The organism is Cupriavidus sp. TMH.W2 (assembly GCF_050847365.1).
Classification (GTDB): Bacteria; Pseudomonadota; Gammaproteobacteria; order Burkholderiales; family Burkholderiaceae; genus Cupriavidus.
The window spans coordinates 2,207,917-2,225,858 of sequence record NZ_CP193792.1; the positions used below are offsets into that span (position 1 = coordinate 2,207,917).

The 17,942-nt window shown below is 68.0% G+C and carries 10 protein-coding genes, 3 tRNA genes and 1 other RNA gene; 7 read left to right on the forward strand and 7 right to left on the reverse strand.

The genetic code is table 11. The features are described from left to right. Positions 1-33: 33 nt before the first annotated feature. Positions 34-2,511 (reverse strand): adenosylcobalamin-dependent ribonucleoside-diphosphate reductase, encoded by a 2,478-nt coding sequence (locus ACREYQ_RS10125; protein ID WP_432257505.1) that lies wholly within the window; start codon positions 2,509-2,511, stop codon positions 34-36. 179 nt (positions 2,512-2,690) lie between these two features. Between ACREYQ_RS10125 and ffs the strand changes: the two genes are divergently transcribed. Next, positions 2,691-2,789: signal recognition particle sRNA small type (gene ffs / locus ACREYQ_RS10130), an RNA gene on the forward strand. Positions 2,790-2,966: 177 nt separating this feature from the next. Here ffs and ACREYQ_RS10135 read toward each other — a convergent pair. From ACREYQ_RS10135 to ACREYQ_RS10145, 3 genes are all read right to left on the reverse strand, one after another. Further along, positions 2,967-6,581 carry a UvrD-helicase domain-containing protein gene (locus ACREYQ_RS10135; RefSeq protein WP_432257506.1) on the reverse strand — a complete coding sequence of 1,205 codons (3,615 nt, stop codon included), beginning with the start codon at positions 6,579-6,581 and terminating at the stop codon, positions 2,967-2,969. Next, positions 6,578-9,445, reverse strand: coding sequence for a PD-(D/E)XK nuclease family protein (locus ACREYQ_RS10140; protein ID WP_432257507.1), 2,868 nt, complete (start codon positions 9,443-9,445; stop codon positions 6,578-6,580). The genes ACREYQ_RS10135 and ACREYQ_RS10140 overlap by 4 nt, the downstream gene beginning before the upstream one ends. Positions 9,446-9,592: 147 nt before the next feature. Beyond that, positions 9,593-9,865 (reverse strand): hypothetical protein, encoded by a 273-nt coding sequence (locus ACREYQ_RS10145; RefSeq protein ID WP_432257508.1) that lies wholly within the window; start codon positions 9,863-9,865, stop codon positions 9,593-9,595. 714 nt (positions 9,866-10,579) lie between these two features. Between ACREYQ_RS10145 and trxA the strand changes: the two genes are divergently transcribed. From trxA to ACREYQ_RS10175, 6 genes are all read left to right on the forward strand, one after another. Then, positions 10,580-10,906 carry a thioredoxin TrxA gene (trxA, locus tag ACREYQ_RS10150; protein ID WP_010814265.1) on the forward strand — a complete coding sequence of 109 codons (327 nt, stop codon included), beginning with the start codon at positions 10,580-10,582 and terminating at the stop codon, positions 10,904-10,906. A 180-nt stretch (positions 10,907-11,086) separates the two neighbouring features. Further along, complete coding sequence (gene rho / locus ACREYQ_RS10155) at positions 11,087-12,349, forward strand: transcription termination factor Rho (protein WP_432257509.1); 1,263 nt, start codon at positions 11,087-11,089, stop codon at positions 12,347-12,349. 102 nt (positions 12,350-12,451) lie between these two features. Then, positions 12,452-13,303, forward strand: a complete 852-nt coding sequence (locus ACREYQ_RS10160) for a M90 family metallopeptidase (RefSeq protein ID WP_432257510.1) — start codon at positions 12,452-12,454, stop codon at positions 13,301-13,303. A gap of 200 nt (positions 13,304-13,503) precedes the next feature. Continuing rightward, a complete protein-coding gene (locus ACREYQ_RS10165) occupies positions 13,504-13,764 on the forward strand; it encodes a type B 50S ribosomal protein L31 (RefSeq protein ID WP_010814268.1) in 261 nt (86 codons plus the stop codon). 245 nt (positions 13,765-14,009) lie between these two features. Then, a complete protein-coding gene (locus ACREYQ_RS10170) occupies positions 14,010-15,797 on the forward strand; it encodes an ArnT family glycosyltransferase (RefSeq protein WP_432257511.1) in 1,788 nt (595 codons plus the stop codon). Between the two features lie 115 nt (positions 15,798-15,912). Next, positions 15,913-17,265 (forward strand): MATE family efflux transporter, encoded by a 1,353-nt coding sequence (locus tag ACREYQ_RS10175; RefSeq protein WP_432257512.1) that lies wholly within the window; start codon positions 15,913-15,915, stop codon positions 17,263-17,265. 126 nt (positions 17,266-17,391) lie between these two features. Here ACREYQ_RS10175 and ACREYQ_RS10180 read toward each other — a convergent pair. The 3 genes from ACREYQ_RS10180 to ACREYQ_RS10190 all read right to left on the reverse strand — a co-directional run bounded on the left by ACREYQ_RS10180 (position 17,392) and on the right by ACREYQ_RS10190 (position 17,794). Then, positions 17,392-17,468, reverse strand: a tRNA-Asp gene (locus tag ACREYQ_RS10180). A 69-nt stretch (positions 17,469-17,537) separates the two neighbouring features. Further along, positions 17,538-17,613 (reverse strand) — tRNA-Glu (locus ACREYQ_RS10185). A gap of 105 nt (positions 17,614-17,718) precedes the next feature. Further along, positions 17,719-17,794 (reverse strand) — tRNA-Ala (locus tag ACREYQ_RS10190). Positions 17,795-17,942: the final 148 nt, after the last annotated feature.

Sequence of the window (17,942 nt, forward strand, 5' to 3'; positions counted from 1 at the left end):
GCTCCGGTGGCCGCAACCCGCGCGCGGCGGGACTCAGCCGCACTCGCCCACGTAGCCGCAATTGGCGCATTTGGCGCAGCCGTCGACCTTGTGCAGGGCGTGCGCGCCACACTCCGGGCAAGGCTTGCCGGTGCCGACACCGGGGGTGCCAGGGGCGCGGGACTCGCTGGCGAGACCCGCGCCGGCGTCCAGCGCCGGCGGCGCGCCCCCGCGCTGCGCCAGGCGTGCCGCCAGCGCGGCCACCGGCACCTGGCCGCCCTCGGCATCGAGGAAGCCGCGCTTGATCAGGATGCGCTGCAAGGCATAGCTGAGCGCGGCCACTTCGGAGTCATGGAAGCGCGGCACCTCGGAGCCGTCCTGGCGCACCAGCGAGCCGTAGCGCACCGTGCCCTTGTCCCACACCACGTTGCGCATGTCCGCCAGCGCCTTGGCCACCGACCCGCCCGAGCGCGCCACCATCGACAACAGCCGCATGGTCGAGGTGATCCACTGCTGGCCCTCGCTGCGCTGCCCCGCCGGCATGAAAAACTCCACCGGACGCTCGATCTCCACCGGCTTGCCGTCGGCCACGCCGGCGACGCGCATGAAGTTGACGGTCAGGTAGACGGTCTTGTGGCCCTCGTAGGTCAGGTATTCGACCTTGGAAGTCACGCCCTCGAGGTCGCCCACCGGCCGGCTGCCGAAGGGCCGCACCAGCGGGTTGTCGTCGGCCACGGCAGCCGCCGCCGGGGCCTCCACCGACAGCACGGCCCCCAGCACCGAATTGGGGCGATAGGTCGCCAGCCCTTTCAGGCCGGCTTTCCAGGCCTCCAGGTACAGGTTGCGGAAAGCTTCGTACGGGTAGTCCTCCGGCACATTGACGGTCTTGCTGATGCTGGTGTCAATATACGGCTGCACCGCTTCCAGCATCCGCATATGGTCCAGCGCCGACATCTGCAGCGCCGTGACGAAGGCATCCGGCAACTGGGACATGTCGGCCCCCATGTGACGATAAAGCCGCCAGGCATGGTCCGCCACCTCGAACGTGCGATAGCCGTTGTCCGGCGTGCGCTTCCTGCGGTTGTAGGTCCACGAGAAGGCCGGCTCGATGCCGTTGGAGGCATTGTCGGCAAAGGCCAGCGTGATCGTGCCGGTCGGTGCGATCGACAGCAGGTGCGAGTTGCGCAGCCCGTTGCGCGCAATGGCATCGCGCACGCGTTCCGGCAGCCGGCTGGCAAACCCGCTCTGCAGGTAGGCACTGGCATCGAACAGGGGGAAGGCGCCCTTCTCCGCTGCCAGCCCGGCCGACGCCAGGTAGGCATCGTCGCGCATGCGTTCCGAGATCCGCGCCGCCAGCTGCCGCGCCGGCTCGGTGTCATAGCGCAGGCCCAGCATCACCAGCGCACTGCCCAGCCCCAGGAAGCCCAGCCCGACGCGCCGCTTGGCGTGGGCCTCGGCCTGCTGCTCCGGCAACGGCCAGAAGGTCACGTCGAGCACGTTGTCGAGCATGCGCGTGGCCACGCGCACCACCTCGGCAAAGGCATCGAAATCGAATTCAGCCTGCGGCGTGAACGGCTGGCGCACGAAGCGCGTCAGGTTGACCGAGCCCAGGCAGCAGCAGCCATAGGACGGCAGCGGCTGCTCGGCGCAGGGGTTGGTGGCCTCGATGCGCTCGCAGTAATAGAGATTGTTGTCGGCGTTGATCTGCGACAGGAACAGGATGCCCGGCTCGGCATGGTCGTAGGTGGCCTGCATGACCTGGTCCCACAGGTTGCGCGCCGGCACGCGCCGGTACACCCACTGGCCGTCGTCGCGGCGATAGGCCCCGGCGGCAATCATGTCGGCACCCGGCTCGGCCTCATGCACCAGTTCGACCTCGCTGTCGGCCTGCACTGCCTGCATGAAGGCATCGGTGACGCCGATGGAGATATTGAAGTTGCTGAGCTCGCCCTTGTCCTTGGCGTGGATAAAGCTTTCGATATCGGGATGGTCGCAGCGCAGCACGCCCATCTGCGCGCCGCGCCGGGCGCCGGCGGATTCCACGGTGGCGCACGACGCATCGAACACCTTCATGAACGACACCGGCCCCGAAGCGCGCGAATGCGTGGCCCGCACCAGCGCGCCGGCCGGGCGGATTGCCGAGAAGTCATAGCCCACGCCACCGCCGCGGCGCATGGTTTCGGCGGCCTGCGCCACGGCCGTGTAGATGCTGGGGCGGCCTTCGCGCGGCTCCGACACCGAATCGCCCACCGGCTGCACGAAGCAGTTGATCAGCGTGGCCTGGATGCCGGTGCCCGCCGCCGAATTGATGCGCCCGGCCGGGACGAAGCCGTTTTCCTGCGCCCACAGGAAGCGCGCGCTCCAGGCGTCGCGCTGCGCCTCGGGCTCGGCCTGCGCCAGCGCGCGCGCCACGCGCTGCCTGACCTCGGCAATGCTGCCCTCTTCGCCCTTGGCGTATTTCTCGATCAGGACTTCGGTGGAGATTTCCTGCGGCGCCAGCGTGCCGCGAATGATCTGGTCGTTTGCGTTCATGTATTGGCTCACCACGTGTGCGGGTTCATGAATGGTCGGGCCGGCGCGGCCCGCATCGCCTGCGCCAGATCAAGCCAGCGCCATGCCGCGGGCAATGACCCGCGCTCGCAAAGGGCATTCGACGCAATTTCTCCGCGATATTCTCCGCGACCTCGCGGTCTGGGTTACAATGCCGCTCGGACGGGCCTCCTCGCATGGTGGCGCGGTCAACCTGGTCAGGTCGGGAACGAAGCAGCCACAGCCGTTTTCCGCCAGTGCCGAGGGTCAGGCTCGTCCACCTCACACCCCCTCCTGCTGCCCCCCTGTTTCACCCCACCCCCGGCAATACCCCCCGCACGCACGAGCCGCTTGCAGCGCAGTCCCTGTCACTTTAGTACAGCCGGGCCGCCATCGCGCGCGCCGGACACCCCATTTTGCGCCGATTCTGGCACCCTGTGCGGGCGCCATGCCGGCGCTCAGAACAGCGTGCCCTGCTGCGGTACCGGCGGCGCCAGGCGTTCGGCGGGAATCCATTCGCCAGCGGCGGTGGCCACGCCGGCCTCGATACGCTTGCCCGGGAACATCGGCGCGATCGCGGCCGCGTAGCGGCCCAGCTGCGCGCGATACGACACGTGCTCCTGCGGCAGCAGGCGCAGCTTGTAGTCGACGATCACCACGCGGTCGTCGAACTCCACCAGCCGGTCGATACGCAGCAGCCGGCCACGCGCGTCGTAAAGTTCGACTTCGTTGCGCGCGCTGCAGGCCTCACCCGCCCCCAGCAGCAGCGCCAGCGCCGGCGCACGCAGCATCGCCCCCACCGCCTCCAGCGCGTCTTCCACCTGTTGCCGCCACGCCTGCCGCGCCGCCTCGGTGTGTGCGCCCGTCAGCGGGAACCAGCGCAACACGGTGTCGGTCGCGGGCACGCCGGCAAAGGCTTCGGGATAGCGCGTCAGGCGTTCCAGCAAGGCATGCACCAGTTCGCCGTGGCGCGCGGCCGCGGCGTTAAAGACGATGCCATCGGATTCGTCCTCAGCTTCTGCCCCGTCTTCTTCAAACGGCATCCCCTGCCGATCCTCCACCGCATCGCGGTAGCGCAGCCGGAAGTCAGTAAAGCGCACGGGCTCGCTCAGGCGCGCGAGCTCGGAGGCCTGGTCTTGCGCATCGACCTCATCGACCAGCTCGCCCGGATAGGCCGGCACCAACTCGCCGACGCCCGCGGCCTGCAACCGCACGTACCAGCTGCCGGCGATCTCGGTATTGCCCTCGCCGGCACTGCTGCGGCTGGCGCGGCCCTTGACTCCGCTGACCAGCAAGCCCTGCTGCGCGCGCGTCATGGCCACATACAGCAGGTTCCAGTTCTCGCGCTCGCCGAGCGCCGCCTCGGCCTCGAACAACGGCGCGCGCGCCAGCCCGCGCTCGCTGCGCTTGCCGTAGGCCGAGAAATGCCGCGGTACCGGCGACGACGGCGGCCAGTCGACCAGGATGCCGCCCCGGTCCGCGGCGGGCTCGCTGTGGTTGGCATCGAGCAGCACCACGAACGGCGCCTCCAGCCCCTTGGCCGCGTGCACCGTCAGGATATGGACCGCGTCGAGGCCGGCATACGCCGGATCGTCCTCGGCCGGCTCCACGTCTTCGGTACTCTCGCCCATGCCGCCTTCGTCGGGGCTTTCGCCCTCGTCGCCGCGGCGGATTTCCTGCAGTTCGTCGATAAACTTCGGCAGGCTTGGATAGCGCCCGCCGTCGAGGTCCAGCGACAGCTTGAGGAAGGCATCGAGGTTGGCCAGCACCTGCTCGCGGATATCCGGCGGCGCGGCCTCGGCGTAGCGGCGCCGCACTTCGCCGCCGTGGAAGATCTGGTCGATCAGGTCATGCACGGGCCGGTGCGGTGCCACGCGCAGCCACTGGCGCAGCCGCGGCACGCCTTCGCAGAGCGCGTCGGACACGTGCGCGGGCAGGCCGCCGGCCTCGATGCGCGCCCACCAGCCGCCCTCGCCCTCCATTTGGGCCAGGGCCAGCAGGTCGTCGTCGGTCGCCCCCACCAGCGGGCTCTTCAGCACGTGCGCGAGGTCCAGGTCCGATTCCGGCGTCATCAGGAACGCCAGCAGCGCCGACAGGTCGAGCGCCTCGAGCGTGGCCAGCAGGCCGCCGCGGCGCGGACTCAGGCACGGGATGCCGGCCTCGCGCAGCGCGCGCTCATAGTCGGCCAGATGCGTCTTGCGGCGCACCAGCAGGTGCATGTCGCTCCAGCGCGCGGGGCGCTGCCCGCCGCCGTCGTGGACCGGCACGGTGTCGCGCACCAGGCGCAGCCACGCGGCCACGCGCCGGCCCTCTTCCAGCCGCAGCGAATCGCCGGCCTGCCGGCGCGGTTGCAGCAGCGTGTCGCGATGCGCGGAGGCGGCTTCGGCGGGCTCATCCTCGGCAGCACCGTCCACGGTGTCTGCGGCCTTGTCCTCGGGCTCCACCAGCGGCAGCAGCCAGACCGGCCCATTGCCTCCGGCCAGTGCCGTGGTCTGGGTCGCGTACAACGGATAGCGGCCCTCGGCGCGCGCGCTGTCGAACACGGCATTGACCCAGTCGAGCACTTCGGCACGATTGCGCCGGGTGCGATTGGTGCGCAGCACGGTGGCGCCGAACGCATCGCGCAGCATCTCGCCGGCGGCGCCGAACAACCGTGCATCGGCGCGCCGGAAACGGTAGATCGACTGTTTGGGATCGCCCACCAGGAACACCGTCGGCCGCTCGCCCAGGCCGGCGTAGCCGGCCAGCCAGCCCTGCAGGATGCGCCACTGCAGCGGGTTGGTGTCCTGGAACTCGTCAAGCAGCAAATGGCGGTAGCGCGCATCGAGCCGGACCTGCAGGTAGGTGGCGGTCTCTTCGTCCGACATCAGCCGCGCGGCCTGCCATTCCAGGTCGGCGAAGTCCATCGCGCGCTGTTCATCCTTGTGCTGCTGGTAGCGCCGGAGCAAGGCATCGCCAATGCGGAACAAGGCCTGGTTGATCGCCAGCACCGCGGCCTCGCAGCAGCGTGCGCTGATGTCGTCGAGCATGGCGCAGATCGCGGCATGCTCGTCCAGCAACGCATCGACCATGCCTTCGCCGCCCGCGGCCTTGACCAGCGCCGCCGTGCGCCGCAGGGAACGCGGGCCGCCGGTGGTGGTGAAGAACGCCGCGCGCAGTTGCGCGAATACGCGCTCGGCGGGCTTGCCCGGCGCTGCGCCTGCTTCACGCCAGGCGGTGACCGCCATCAGCGCATCGGTGATGCGGGCGGCGTGGGTCTGCTCGGTCTTGCCGGCCGCGCCCAGGCGCAACGCCAGCGACTCGCAGGCATCGCGCCAGCCTTCGTCGGCCAGTGCCTGCAGCAGTACGTCGCCCTGCGCATCTTCACCCAGGCACTCGGACAGGGCCTGCAGCGGTTCGCCGCCCTCCTGCATCGCCCACCATTCGCTGCGGGCGTGGAACATCGCGTCCAGCAGCGCGCGCGCCTGGAAATCGCCCACGGTATCGACCAGCGTTTCCCACGCGGCGCGCAGGTCGGTGTATGGCTCCGTGGCCAGCGCGCGCCAGACCGGGGCCCAGGCTTCGCGCTTCATGCGCAGCGCATCTTCGCGCAGCGCCGCGCCCGGCACGATGCCCGAGGCCAGCGGCGCGCCGCGCAGCAGCGTGCCGAACCAGCCGTGGAAGGTATCGATGGCCATGCGCCCGGGCGCGGCCAGCACCTGCGCATGCAGGCGCCGCGCGCGCGGCAGCGCCTCGCGCGCGGCGTCGGGTGCCAGGCCACGCTGCACCAGCGCCGCGATCACGTCCTCGTCGCGGTCGCGCGACAGCTGTGCCAGCACCTCCAGCAGACGGTCGCGCATTTCCTCGGCGGCCTTGCGCGTGAAGGTGATGGCCAGGATCTCGTGCGGCGCGGCGCCGGCCAGCAGCAGGCGCACCAGCCGCGCCACCAGCAGCCAGGTCTTGCCGCTGCCGGCGCAGGCTTCCACCACGACCGAGCGTGCCGGATCGCAGGCGGCGCGCGTGAAGTCGGCCTCGGAAACGGGCTGGCCATCGCGCTGGTAAGGCTGGACGTGGTCCAGGTCGTGAGGCGTCATGATGTCAGCGCCGGCACGGCGGTGGATTCCCAGAAGCCCTTGCGGCACAGGCCGCGGGCGGTGCAATACAGGCACGCCGAGGCATCGCCGAAGGCCGGCAGCTTCGCGCCCTGGCGCAGGCGCATCACGTCGTCGCGCATCTGCCGTTCCAGCCAGGTGACGGCGGCCTCGAAATCCGGCAGGCCGACTTCGCGCTGCGCCGCCGGTGCGCCCTCGCGCGCGCCTTCGAGCGACACCCAGCTGCCCGCCGCTGCATCCGCGCGCAGCAGGCCATAGAACGGCAACTGGCAGTCTTCCTCGACCTCGGCCAGCTTGCGCTTGAGGCGGGTGGCGCTCTGCGTCTTGTAGTCGAGCACGGCATGCGCGCCGCCCGGCCCCTGGTCGAGCCGGTCGATGCGCCCGGTCAGGCGCAGCGGCTGGCCGTCGGGCATCGGCAGGTCGATGCCGGCATCGAGTTCGCCGCCGCGCCAGAACCAGCCCTCGGCCTCGCGCGCGGACTGCCAGCCAACGTAGGACGGCAGCACCTCGCGCCAGCGCCGGTAGTAGGCAATGGCATTGCCGTCCTCGGCCATCAGCGCGCCGAAGACCTCGTCGGAAATCTCGGCCAGGCGGGCCTGGCGCTGGTCTTCGGCCAGCGTCTCGCCGCGCTCGCGCCGCGCCTGCAGGTCCTTGTGGTAACGCAGCAGCACGTGGTGCAGGGTCTCGCCGATCTCGCGCTTTTCCAGCTCGTCGCTGACCGTCTCCAGCCCGGCCAGGCCCAGCATGCGGCCGGCAAAGAACTGGTAGGGGCAGCGGCGCAGCATGTTGTAGGCCTGCGCGCTCCAGCGCTCAGGCACCAGCGCGGGCTCCGCCACCGGCGCCGGCATGCCGTGCGGATCGGCAAAGGTCTCGTGCGCCTGCGGCGCGGCCACGGCTTCGATGCTGACGCCGGCGCGCGCGCAGCACGCCGCCAGCCGCTCGATCCAGCCCGACACATGGTGCGGCTCGCCGCGGCTGCCGTAGCGCTGCCAGGTCAGCACCACGTCGTCGTTGTTCAGCAGCACCTCGGCCAGGTCGCGCGCCTGCTGTGCAAAGCGCGCCTCGCGGTCTTCGAGGTCCAGCTCGCGCCGCATCTGGTTCGAGAAGAACATCAGCTCGGCGGCGCTGGACGGCAACTGCGCGTCATCGCAGCCGACGATCACCACGCCCTCGAAGCGGCGCATGCGCGCGCCATTCAGCGGCAGGATCGTGATGCGCGCCGGGCCGCTGGCAGAGGGCTCCTTGTAGGCGACCGACTCCAGCAGCGCCGACAGCATCGCGCGGAACTCGCCCTGTGACAGCGTGGCATGGCCGCCGGTCTCGTCGCGCGGCAGTTCCTGCAGCCGCGCCAGCGCATCGAGCAGCTGGCTGCCGGCATCGTCCGCGGCCAGCGCGGCGCGCATGCCGAGGCCATCGAGCATGCCATCGAGCCGTTCCAGCCAGGTCGCCAGCGGATGCTGCGCGAAGCCGCGCGGCCAGCGCGCGGCTTCGTCGGCAAGCAAGGCAATCAGGCCGTGTGCCGCGCGCCGCGGCCCTTCGCCGGCATCCTCGTCCTCACTGAGCGCCTGCTGCGCGGCGGTCGGTGCGTGACCGAACAGCTGGCGCAGCCGCGCCCAGCCGCCGGTGATGCCTTCGCGCCGCACCTGGCGCTCGAGCAGCGCGATGGCCGCGCCGCGCCCGGCAACCTCCGGCAGGCAGAACGGGCTCTTGAGCAGGTCCAGCAGCGCGGCGGTGTCGCCCTCGCGCACCAGCAGGTCGAACCAGCGCATCAGCGCGGCGGCGGCACGCGTGGTCGACAGCTTCCAGCCGGTTTCATCGCGCACCGGCGCACCAGCACGCGCCAGCAAGGCGCGCGCGCGCCTTGCCACCACGCGGTCGTGCGCGACCAACGCCACCTGGCGACGGCCCTCGTTGAGCCACTGCACCAGTTGCGCGGCCGCGGCGGCGGCCTCATCCTCGAAGCGCGCGCTGCCGATCACGCGGACCGACGGCCGCTGCGGCGGCAGCGCAGGCATCGCCGGCGGCATGGCGACGGTTTCCGCATCGTCGGCGATCCTCGCTTCCGGCCACAGCGCCAGCAGCGTCTGGTACCAGTCGGCATCGCTCTCGCCCTGCCCGGTCCAGTCATAGCCGACCTGCAGCACCGGCACCAGCTCGGCGGCATCGCGCAGAAACGCGGCTTCAAGCGGCGTGGGCGGGGTCGGCGCGATCCAGATCACTGGGCCGCGCAACTGCTGCGACAGCTCGCGCAGGCCGCGGCGCCGCGCCGGCAGCGGATCGTCCGGCCCGGACAGCGCCTGCCAGAAGGCCAGCACGATGCGCGCTTCTTCGCCGAGGAAGCGCTCGGACAGATGCGAAAAGGTCCGCTCCAGCGCGCCCTGCAGCAGGGCGGCGCGATCGTCGCCATCGATCTCGTCATCGTCGCGGATGGCGGCGTCTTCGAGCCAGCGCGCGTTGAGTTCATCGCAGACCGACAGCAGCGTCTGCGACAGGCCCCATGCGGCGGTCTCGTTCTGGGCGCCGAAGGCTCGGCGCAGCCAGTCCTGCCCGCGCACCGCCTGCTGCACCGCGAGCAGGCGCGCGGCCGGGCTGCGCACCGGGGTGCCTTCGGGCGGCAGGTCGAGCAGCCAGTGGCCCAGCGTCAGCACGCGCGGCAGCAGCCGCGGGCGGCCCGCGGCGCGCGCGGCGGCGTCCAGCGCCTGGCGCACGCCCGGGATCTGCGCGGCGGTCGGCACGACCACGTGCGCGCCCGCCTCCGGCGCGCCGCAGCGGTCGAGGAAATACCAGGCAGCGGTGGCGGCCTGGTCGAGGAAGTCAGGGCCAGGGCGGAAACGTAGCGACGTCATGGGCGCGTGGGGCGCAGCCCGGAATGGCTGCGTGAACTGCGTCGGTCAGCGAAAGCGTCAGGTGGCAACGGAACAAGCGGGAACAAGACGGGCGCCGCCGGCCTGGAAGGCAGGCGGCAAGTGCGATGCGTGCCAGGCGGTGCCGGCTCAGTCTGAACCGCTTTCCAGGCGGGCGCGGATCTCGCGCGCGGTTTCAAGCAGGCCTTCATAGCCCGAGCGTGCATGCTCGGGCAGGTCAGGATCGCCCACCAGGGTACCCAGGGTCTCGATGATGCTGTAGACCAGGCCGCGGGCGGCACCGCTGGCAATGCTGTTGGTCTCCACGGCGCTGCTGATATGGTCCAGCGCATCGCTCAGGTGCTCCACGTCGGGCGCCTGGCCGGGCTCGGGCTGCGAAGGCTTGCGGGGATCGGTGTTCATGTCGATGACCTAGTCGGTGGCGCAGGATGCATGGATGGTCCGCCGGCGGCGCCTGCGAACCGCTTTCTATTCTACCCGCACACACCACGCATCCGGCACCGCGCGGCGCACGCATAAGAACCCATTTCATAATGAAGAAGGGGCGCGAAGGCTGCTGCCGGGCCGCAGGGCTAGGCGCAGCCGACGCCGCGTGGTCATTCCACGCAATCCAGCTGCAACAACGCCATGCGACCCGGCAGCAGCCTTCCCTTCGGGTTCAAGCCAGGCGCGGCGCATGCGTTGTTGCGGGCCTTGACCTTGGAATGACCAAGGCCGGCGGCCCGCGCCTAGCCTGCGCCGCGCCTGGCTTGAACGCGTCCCCTTCTTCATGATGAAATGGGTTCTAAGTGCATTCTATGACACACCCGTTCGCACACCGCAAGCGATTGGCCGAATCTCTCGGCGCCATAGAAAATAAGCATTTCAATGAATCCCCCGATTGCAGCAGAATCATTTCCATGCCGGCGGTCTTCCGGGTGTTTGCCGGGTCGGTCTTGAAAATCGGCAAACTGGTAACATATCGGCAGCACCGGGCGCGGCAGCGGCCACCACAGTCTGTTTTCAGGCTGCAGTGGCTGCCCGGCGAGTCCGCGCAATCTCGTGTAAGGTAACGGTTCGGCCCTCCGAAGTCTCCAGCCTTCAACATAAACAGAGCGAAACCAGAGGTTTTCCGCCATGAGCGAACAAATCAAGTATGTGAGCGACGCCTCCTTCGACGCTGACGTCCTCCAGTCCGACAAACCCGTCCTGCTCGACTTCTGGGCGGAATGGTGCGGTCCCTGCAAGATGATCGCGCCGATCCTGGACGAAGTCGCCAAGGACTACGGCGACAAGCTGCAGATCGCCAAGATCAATGTCGATGAAAACCAGCAGGTGCCGGCCAAGTTCGGCATCCGCGGCATCCCGACGCTGATCCTGTTCAAGAACGGCGCGGTCGCGGCCCAGAAGGTCGGCGCCCTGTCCAAGTCGCAACTCACGGCCTTCCTCGACGGCAACTTGTAAGCTGCGCGCCGGGACCTGACCAACAGTCCCGGTTTCGTCACGATCCGACGTGCGTGCGCCACACCCTGGCGCGCCGGTCGGATTGTGCTAAGATGCCACCAACAACTCCCCGAGCGTTCGCTCATTTTCTCCCCCTTCCTTTAGGTCTCGCCCGTCCGGGCCCATCTGTACCCCTCGTCTATGCACCTGACAGAACTCAAATCGCTTCACGTGTCTGCGCTTCTCGAAATGGCGGCTACGCTCGAGATCGACAACGCACAACGGATGCGCAAACAGGAACTGATGTTTGCGATCCTGAAGAAGCGCGCCAAGATGGGCGAAACCATCTTTGGAGACGGCACGCTGGAGGTGCTGCCCGACGGCTTCGGCTTCCTGCGCTCGCCCGAAACTTCGTATCTGGCCAGCACGGATGACATCTACATCAGCCCGTCGCAGATCCGCCGCTTCAACCTGCATACCGGCGATTCGATCGAGGGTGAAGTGCGCACGCCCAAGGACGGCGAGCGCTACTTTGCACTGGTCAAGGTGGACAAGGTCAACGGGCAGCCGCCCGAAGCGGTCAAGAACCGCATCATGTTCGAGAACCTGACGCCGCTGCACCCGAACCGGCCGCTCACGCTCGAACGCGATATCAAGGCGGAAGAGAACATCACCGGCCGCATCATCGACATGATCGCGCCGATCGGCCGCGGTCAGCGCGCGCTGCTGGTGGCATCGCCCAAGTCCGGCAAGACCGTGATGCTGCAGCACATCGCCCACGCGATCGCCAACAATCATCCCGAAGCCGACCTGTTCGTGCTGCTGATCGACGAGCGCCCGGAAGAAGTGACCGAGATGATGCGTTCGGTGCGCGGCGAAGTGGTCGCGTCGACCTTCGACGAACCGGCCATCCGTCACGTGCAGGTCGCCGAAATGGTGATCGAGAAGGCCAAGCGCCTGGTCGAACTGAAGCGCGACGTGGTGATCCTGCTGGACTCGATCACCCGCCTGGCACGCGCCTACAACACGGTGGTGCCGGCCTCGGGCAAGGTGCTGACCGGTGGTGTGGACGCCAACGCCCTGCAGCGCCCCAAGCGCTTCTTTGGTGCGGCCCGTAACCTGGAAGAAGGCGGCTCGCTGACCATCATCGCCACCGCGCTGATCGAAACCGGCAGCCGCATGGACGACGTGATCTACGAAGAGTTCAAGGGCACCGGCAATATGGAAGTGCACCTGGAACGCCGCCTGGCCGAAAAGCGCGTCTATCCGTCGATCAACCTGAACAAGTCCGGCACGCGCCGCGAAGAACTGCTGATCAAGCCGGAAATCCTGCAGAAGATCTGGGTGTTGCGCAAGTTCATTTCCGACATGGACGAAGTGCAGGCGATGGAATTCATCATGGACAAGATGAAGGCCACGAAGAACAACGCCGAGTTTTTCGATATGATGCGCAGAGGCGGCTAAGCCTCGCTGCGGCATTGCCGCAATGCAGACAGGAAGGCGTGCCGCGGCACGCCTTTTTTGTTTTCTGACGATTTCACGCGCCGGGCCAACCGGCGCCCCGCCATGTTCGGCAAACTGACCGCATTCCTGCGCACCCGCTCCCGGGCCCGCAAGCTGGAGCACTACGCGATCCCCGACGCGCTGTGGACGCAGACCGTGGCCACGCTGCCGTTCGTGCAGCGCTACGGCAGCGCCGACCTGGCGGCGCTGCGCGAACTGGCCACGCTGTTTATCGCCGAGAAGGAATACTCCACCGCGCACGACCTGCCGCTGGCCGACGACATGGTGGTGAGCGTCGCGGTGCAGGCCTGCGTGCCGATCCTGAAGCTGGGGCTGCCCTGGTATCGCGGCTGGCATGGCATCGTGCTCTACCCGGGCGAGTTCATCATCCGCCGGACCGTGCAGGATGAAATCGGCCTGGTGCACGGCGTGGTCGAGGAAGCCAGCGGCGAAGCATGGGAGCACGGACCGGTGATCCTGTCCTGGCCCGACGTGCACACCCCCGGCGCGGGCATCGGCAGCGATCACGACCTGCCGGCCGACACCTACAACGTGGTCATCCACGAATTCGCCCACAAGCTGGACATGCTCGACGGCGAGCCTGACGGCGTGCCGCCCTTTTCGCGCGTGCTGCATCCGGACATCGACGCAGAGGCCTGGGCAGAAACCTTCCTGACCGAGTACGACCGCTTTGCCGAAGCCTGGGACACGCGCGACGAAGCCGACTGGGAGCACCCCGAGCGGTTGCCGCCGGCGCTGCGCATCATCGACCCATATGGCAGGGAAGCGCCGAGCGAGTTCTTTGCCGTGACGTCAGAGGCATTTTTTGTCGAGCCAGCCGGACTGGCGCGGCACTGGCCGGTGGTTTACCAGTCGCTGGCTACGTTCTACCGGCAGGATCCGGCCGCGATGTGACGTTTTTGCTGCATTCGCGCGCAACACTTTCTGTGTCCGACACTGCGCGGCCCCTTCCCCAGGTCTTTGTTTTTCTGCCATAATCCCAGTTTGCCCGTTACCGGCAAGTGGTTCGTTCGTCGCCGCGCCATGCCCTCTCGCCATTTGGCGGAGAACCGCGGATTGCAACGGACTGGCTACCCAACCAGAAAGGACTCATCATGAAAGAAGGCATTCACCCGAATTACCGCGAAGTCGTGTTCCAGGACATGTCCAGCGACTTCAGCTTCATCACGCGCTCGACCATCCAGACCAAGGACAAGATCGTGAAGGACGGCAAGGAATACCCGCTGGCCAAGATCGAAGTCTCGTCGGAATCGCACCCGTTCTACACCGGCACCCAGAAGATCATGGACACGGCCGGCCGCGTGGAAAAGTTCCGCCAGAAGTTCGGCAACAAGCTGGGCAAGGCTGCGAAGTAATCGCTTTCGGCGACCCCCGCTTTGCAAGGCCCGCGGACAGATGCTCCGGGGCCTGTGCGAACCAGCAAAGAGGCAGCATCGGCTGCCTCTTTGCTTTTGTGCCGGACAATTGGCCGGCACTGCTGCACCCTGGGATTTACCCCACACCCCGTGTGGCTTCCACGCCATGCCACAGCCCGCGCGGCCGCCGCATGCGCGATACTGTGGCCTTCGCGCCATGGCGCCACGGCCCGACCTGAGCATCGATGCGTCAAGCCAATACCTCACCCGTCCAGTTGACCGCTGCCGCAACCGGCGCCCTGCCGCGCGCGCTGCTGCTGGCGATCTGCATCATCTACGGCCTGGTCGGCCTGTTCGGCCGCGACCCGTGGAAGAACGAGGACGCCGCCGGCTTTGGCGTGATGTGGCAGGTGGCGACCGGCAGCCTGCACGACTGGCTGATGCCGAATATCGTCGGCCGCCCGTACAGCGAGGACGGCCCGCTGGTGTTCTGGATCGGCGCGCTGATGATCCGCGGCTTCGGCGGCTGGCTGGGCGCGGCCGACGCCGCGCGGCTGGCCACGGCGCTGTTCTTTTTCGCGACCTGCGCCTGCATCTGGTACACCACCTACCTGCTGGGCCGGCGCGACGAGGTCCAGCCGTTTGCCTATGCCTTCGGCGGCCAGCCCAATGCGCGCGACTACGGCCGCACCCTGGCCGACGGCGCGCTGCTGATCTTCCTGGCTTGCGTGGGCCTGGCCATGCGTGGGCACGAGACCACGCCGCAGGTGGGCCAGGTCGCGTTCATCGCAATGGCCCTGTACGGCATGGTGCGCAGCCTCGACAAGCCCATCCAGGGCAGCCTGACCTATGGCGCCGCGCTGGGCGGGCTCACGCTGGCCAGCGGGCCCCTGCTGCCGCTGGCGCTGCTGGGTGGCAGCGCGGTCTGCGCGCTGGCGTGCAAGCCGCTGCCGTGGCGGCGCCTGGGTGCCATCGGCATTCCGCTGGCCCTGCTGATCGTGCTGGCGTGGATGGCGGCCGCCTATTTCGGCGCGGCCGACCGCAGTGAGGCAGTGACCTTCATCCGCGATTGGTCGCGCTATGACCGCCGCAGCTACGGCTCGCCCAATATGGCGACCTTCGGCTTCAATATGCGCAACCTGTTCCTGTACACGTGGCCAGTGTGGCCGATCGCCGGCTGGGCCTGGATTGCGTGGACAGGCATGCGGCGCGCACCCCACGTCGCGGCACCGTTGGCGCTGCTGTTGCCGGTGCTGATCCTGCTGTTCCTGCAACGCATTGCGAGCGATGCGCAGTTCATCCTGCTATTGCCCCCGATGGCCGTGCTGGCAGCCTTTGCGCTGCCCACGCTGGCGCGCGGCGTGATCAACGCCATCGACTGGTTCGCGCTGCTGTTCTTCACCATCTTCGGCGGCACGGTCTGGTTCATGTGGATCGCCAAGACCACGGGCTGGCCCCCGCGCATCGCGCGCAACGTGTTCCGCCAGCTGCCGGGCTACCAGCACGAGTTCACCGTCGCCGCGGTGGTGTTCGCGCTGGCGGCGACGCTTGCATGGGTGCTGATCGTGCGCTGGCGCCTGTCGCGCGCCCCCAAGCAGATCTGGCGCCCGGTGGTGATTTCTGCCGCCGGCACGACGCTGATGTGGGTGATGGCGATGACGTTGTGGCTGCCTTCGATCAACTACGGCAAGACCTACCGCGACGTGGCCCAGGCCGCGGCCATGGCGCTGCCCCCCGCGTACCAGTGCGTGCAGCCGATCCGCATGGGCGATGCGCAGCTGGCCTCGTTCGCCTACTTCGGCCATATCCGCTTTGGCGGCCCCAGCGACGGCTGCGACGTGCTGCTGCGCCATGACGGGGCCGACTACGGCGAACCGGGCAATATCTCGCACTTCGAATGGCGCCTGATCTGGGAAGGCCGCCGCCCCGCGGACCGCGATGAACGCTTCCGCATGTATCGCCTGATCGATACCACGCGCGCCAGCCATCCGCGCCCGGACCTGCCGCGGCATCGCCTGCCGCGCCAGCCCTGAACCGTATCCATGGACCGCGCAACATACGCAGCGCCTGACGCGCCATCGAACCATTCCGGCCGCAGGCAGTTGCGGGGCTGAAGCGCCAGCCCCGACCGAGCCTGCAGAGCCCTGAATGACGCTGTTCCACGACCTTCGCCGCATTACCAGCCTCGCCGCCCCGGTGCTCGCCGGCCAACTCGCCGTGATCGCCTTCGGCGTGATCGATACCGTGATGGCGGGGCGCGCCTCCGCCACCGACCTGGCCGCGGTGGGTCTGGGCGGCTCGATCTACGTCACCATTTATATCAGCCTGATGGGCGTGCTGCAGGCGCTGTCGCCCATCGCCGGGCAGCTCTACGGCGCCGGCCGCATCGAAGCGATCGGTGCTGAAGTCCGGCAGGCCGCATGGCTGGGCGCAGCGCTGGCGCTTCCCGGCGTGCTGCTGCTGGCCTTCCCCGGACCGTTGCTGGCCTTCGCCAAGGCCCCGCCCGAGCTGGTCGAGAAGGCCACCGCTTATCTGCATTTCGGCGCCTTCGGCTTGCCGGCGGCACTGGGCTTCCGCATCTATTCGGCGCTGAACAATGCGCTGTCGCGCCCGATCATGGTGACGGTGCTGCAGATCGGTGGCCTGGCGCTGAAAGTGCCGCTCAATGCGTGGTTCATCCACGGCGGCCTGGGCGTGCCGGCCATGGGCGGTCCCGGCTGCGGCCTGGCCTCGACGCTGATCAGCTGGGCCTGGTGCATCGCCGGGCTGCTGATCCTGCGCTACGGCAGCGCCTATCACCCGCTGCGTATCTTCAGTACATGGAGCTGGCCGGCCGCAGCACCGCTGCGCGCGCTGCTGCGCCTGGGCGTGCCGATGGGCCTGACCTACCTGATCGAGATCACCTCGTTCACGCTGATGTCGATCTTCATCACGCGCCTGGGCACGGTGACGCTGGCCGGGCACCAGATCATCGCCAACCTGGGCGCGGTGGCCTACATGCTGCCGCTGTCGCTGGGGATTGCCACCTCGACACTGGTGGCGCAGCATCTCGGCGCGCGCGACCTGGCCGGCGCCAGCCGCCTTGCCTGGCGCGGCATCCGCACGGCGGTGACACTGGCCCTGCTGACTGGCGCCCTGCTCTGGTCGCTGCGCAAGCCAGTGCTGGACGCCTATGCGAGCGACCCCGCGGTGGTCGCGGCGGCGCTGCCGCTGGTGCTGTTCGTGGCGTTCTACCAGGCCTTCGACGCGGTGCAGGTGATGACGGCCTTTATCCTGCGCGCCTACAAGATCGCGCTGATCCCGACGCTGATCTACGCTGGCTCGTTGTGGGGCATCGGACTTGGCGGGGGGTACGTGCTGGGCTTCGGGCTGATCGAGGGCATGCCGGCTTTCACGCGCGGCGCGAGCGGCTTCTGGCTGGCCAACAGCGTCAGCCTGGCGATCGCAGGCGTGCTGCTGGTGCGGTATTTCAGCCGGGTCAGCAAGGATCCGGAAAACTGAAACAGGTAAGGCCCTCGAATGACTTGCCGGATGCTCCTCTCCCGCACGCAGGACAGGGAGCGAATCCGAAGCGTGCGATCCGCGTACGCAAAAAGAAAAACGCCCGCTTGCGCGGGCGTTCTAATATGGCGGAGTGGACGGGACTCGAACCCGCGACCCCCGGCGTGACAGGCCGGTATTCTAACCGACTGAACTACCACTCCTTAGTCGGTTGCCGTTTCAAGCCAATGCTTGAGACGACATGCTGGGCGTCTGATTACGCCCTGCTGTTATGGCGTCCCCTAGGGGATTCGAACCCCTGTACTCACCGTGAAAGGGTGATGTCCTAGGCCTCTAGACGAAGGGGACAGAAACTTGTTTTACAACGCGTTTTCTGCCTTGCGCTGGAAAGTCCGGCATCATAGCAGGCTTTTTCGCGCCTGGGAAGCTTCTTTTCAGACGCCTCCCAAATTCTGGTGGAGCTAAGCGGGATCGAACCGCTGACCTCTTGCATGCCATGCAAGCGCTCTCCCAGCTGAGCTATAGCCCCGTATCCGGTACTGCTGGACGGTTACTGCTGGAACTACCTTCGCTGTCTGCCGCTTACCGCAGCATTTGCAGCGAAGACAGGATTATATAGCGAATTTCGCAACGAATGCAACATTTTTTATTGCGTTTGCGGCGATTAACGACATAAT

Coding starts and splice junctions, on each gene's coding strand:
- ACREYQ_RS10160 (WP_432257510.1), top strand. CDS start 12,452: ATGTTCGGCAAACTGACCGCATTCCTGCGCACCCGCTCCCGGGCCCGC.
- ACREYQ_RS10145 (WP_432257508.1), bottom strand. CDS start 9,865: ATGAACACCGATCCCCGCAAGCCTTCGCAGCCCGAGCCCGGCCAGGCG.
- ACREYQ_RS10135 (WP_432257506.1), bottom strand. CDS start 6,581: ATGACGCCTCACGACCTGGACCACGTCCAGCCTTACCAGCGCGATGGC.
- trxA (WP_010814265.1), top strand. CDS start 10,580: ATGAGCGAACAAATCAAGTATGTGAGCGACGCCTCCTTCGACGCTGAC.
- ACREYQ_RS10125 (WP_432257505.1), bottom strand. CDS start 2,511: ATGAACGCAAACGACCAGATCATTCGCGGCACGCTGGCGCCGCAGGAA.
- rho (WP_432257509.1), top strand. CDS start 11,087: ATGCACCTGACAGAACTCAAATCGCTTCACGTGTCTGCGCTTCTCGAA.
- ACREYQ_RS10170 (WP_432257511.1), top strand. CDS start 14,010: ATGCGTCAAGCCAATACCTCACCCGTCCAGTTGACCGCTGCCGCAACC.
- ACREYQ_RS10140 (WP_432257507.1), bottom strand. CDS start 9,445: ATGACGTCGCTACGTTTCCGCCCTGGCCCTGACTTCCTCGACCAGGCC.
- ACREYQ_RS10165 (WP_010814268.1), top strand. CDS start 13,504: ATGAAAGAAGGCATTCACCCGAATTACCGCGAAGTCGTGTTCCAGGAC.
- ACREYQ_RS10175 (WP_432257512.1), top strand. CDS start 15,913: ATGACGCTGTTCCACGACCTTCGCCGCATTACCAGCCTCGCCGCCCCG.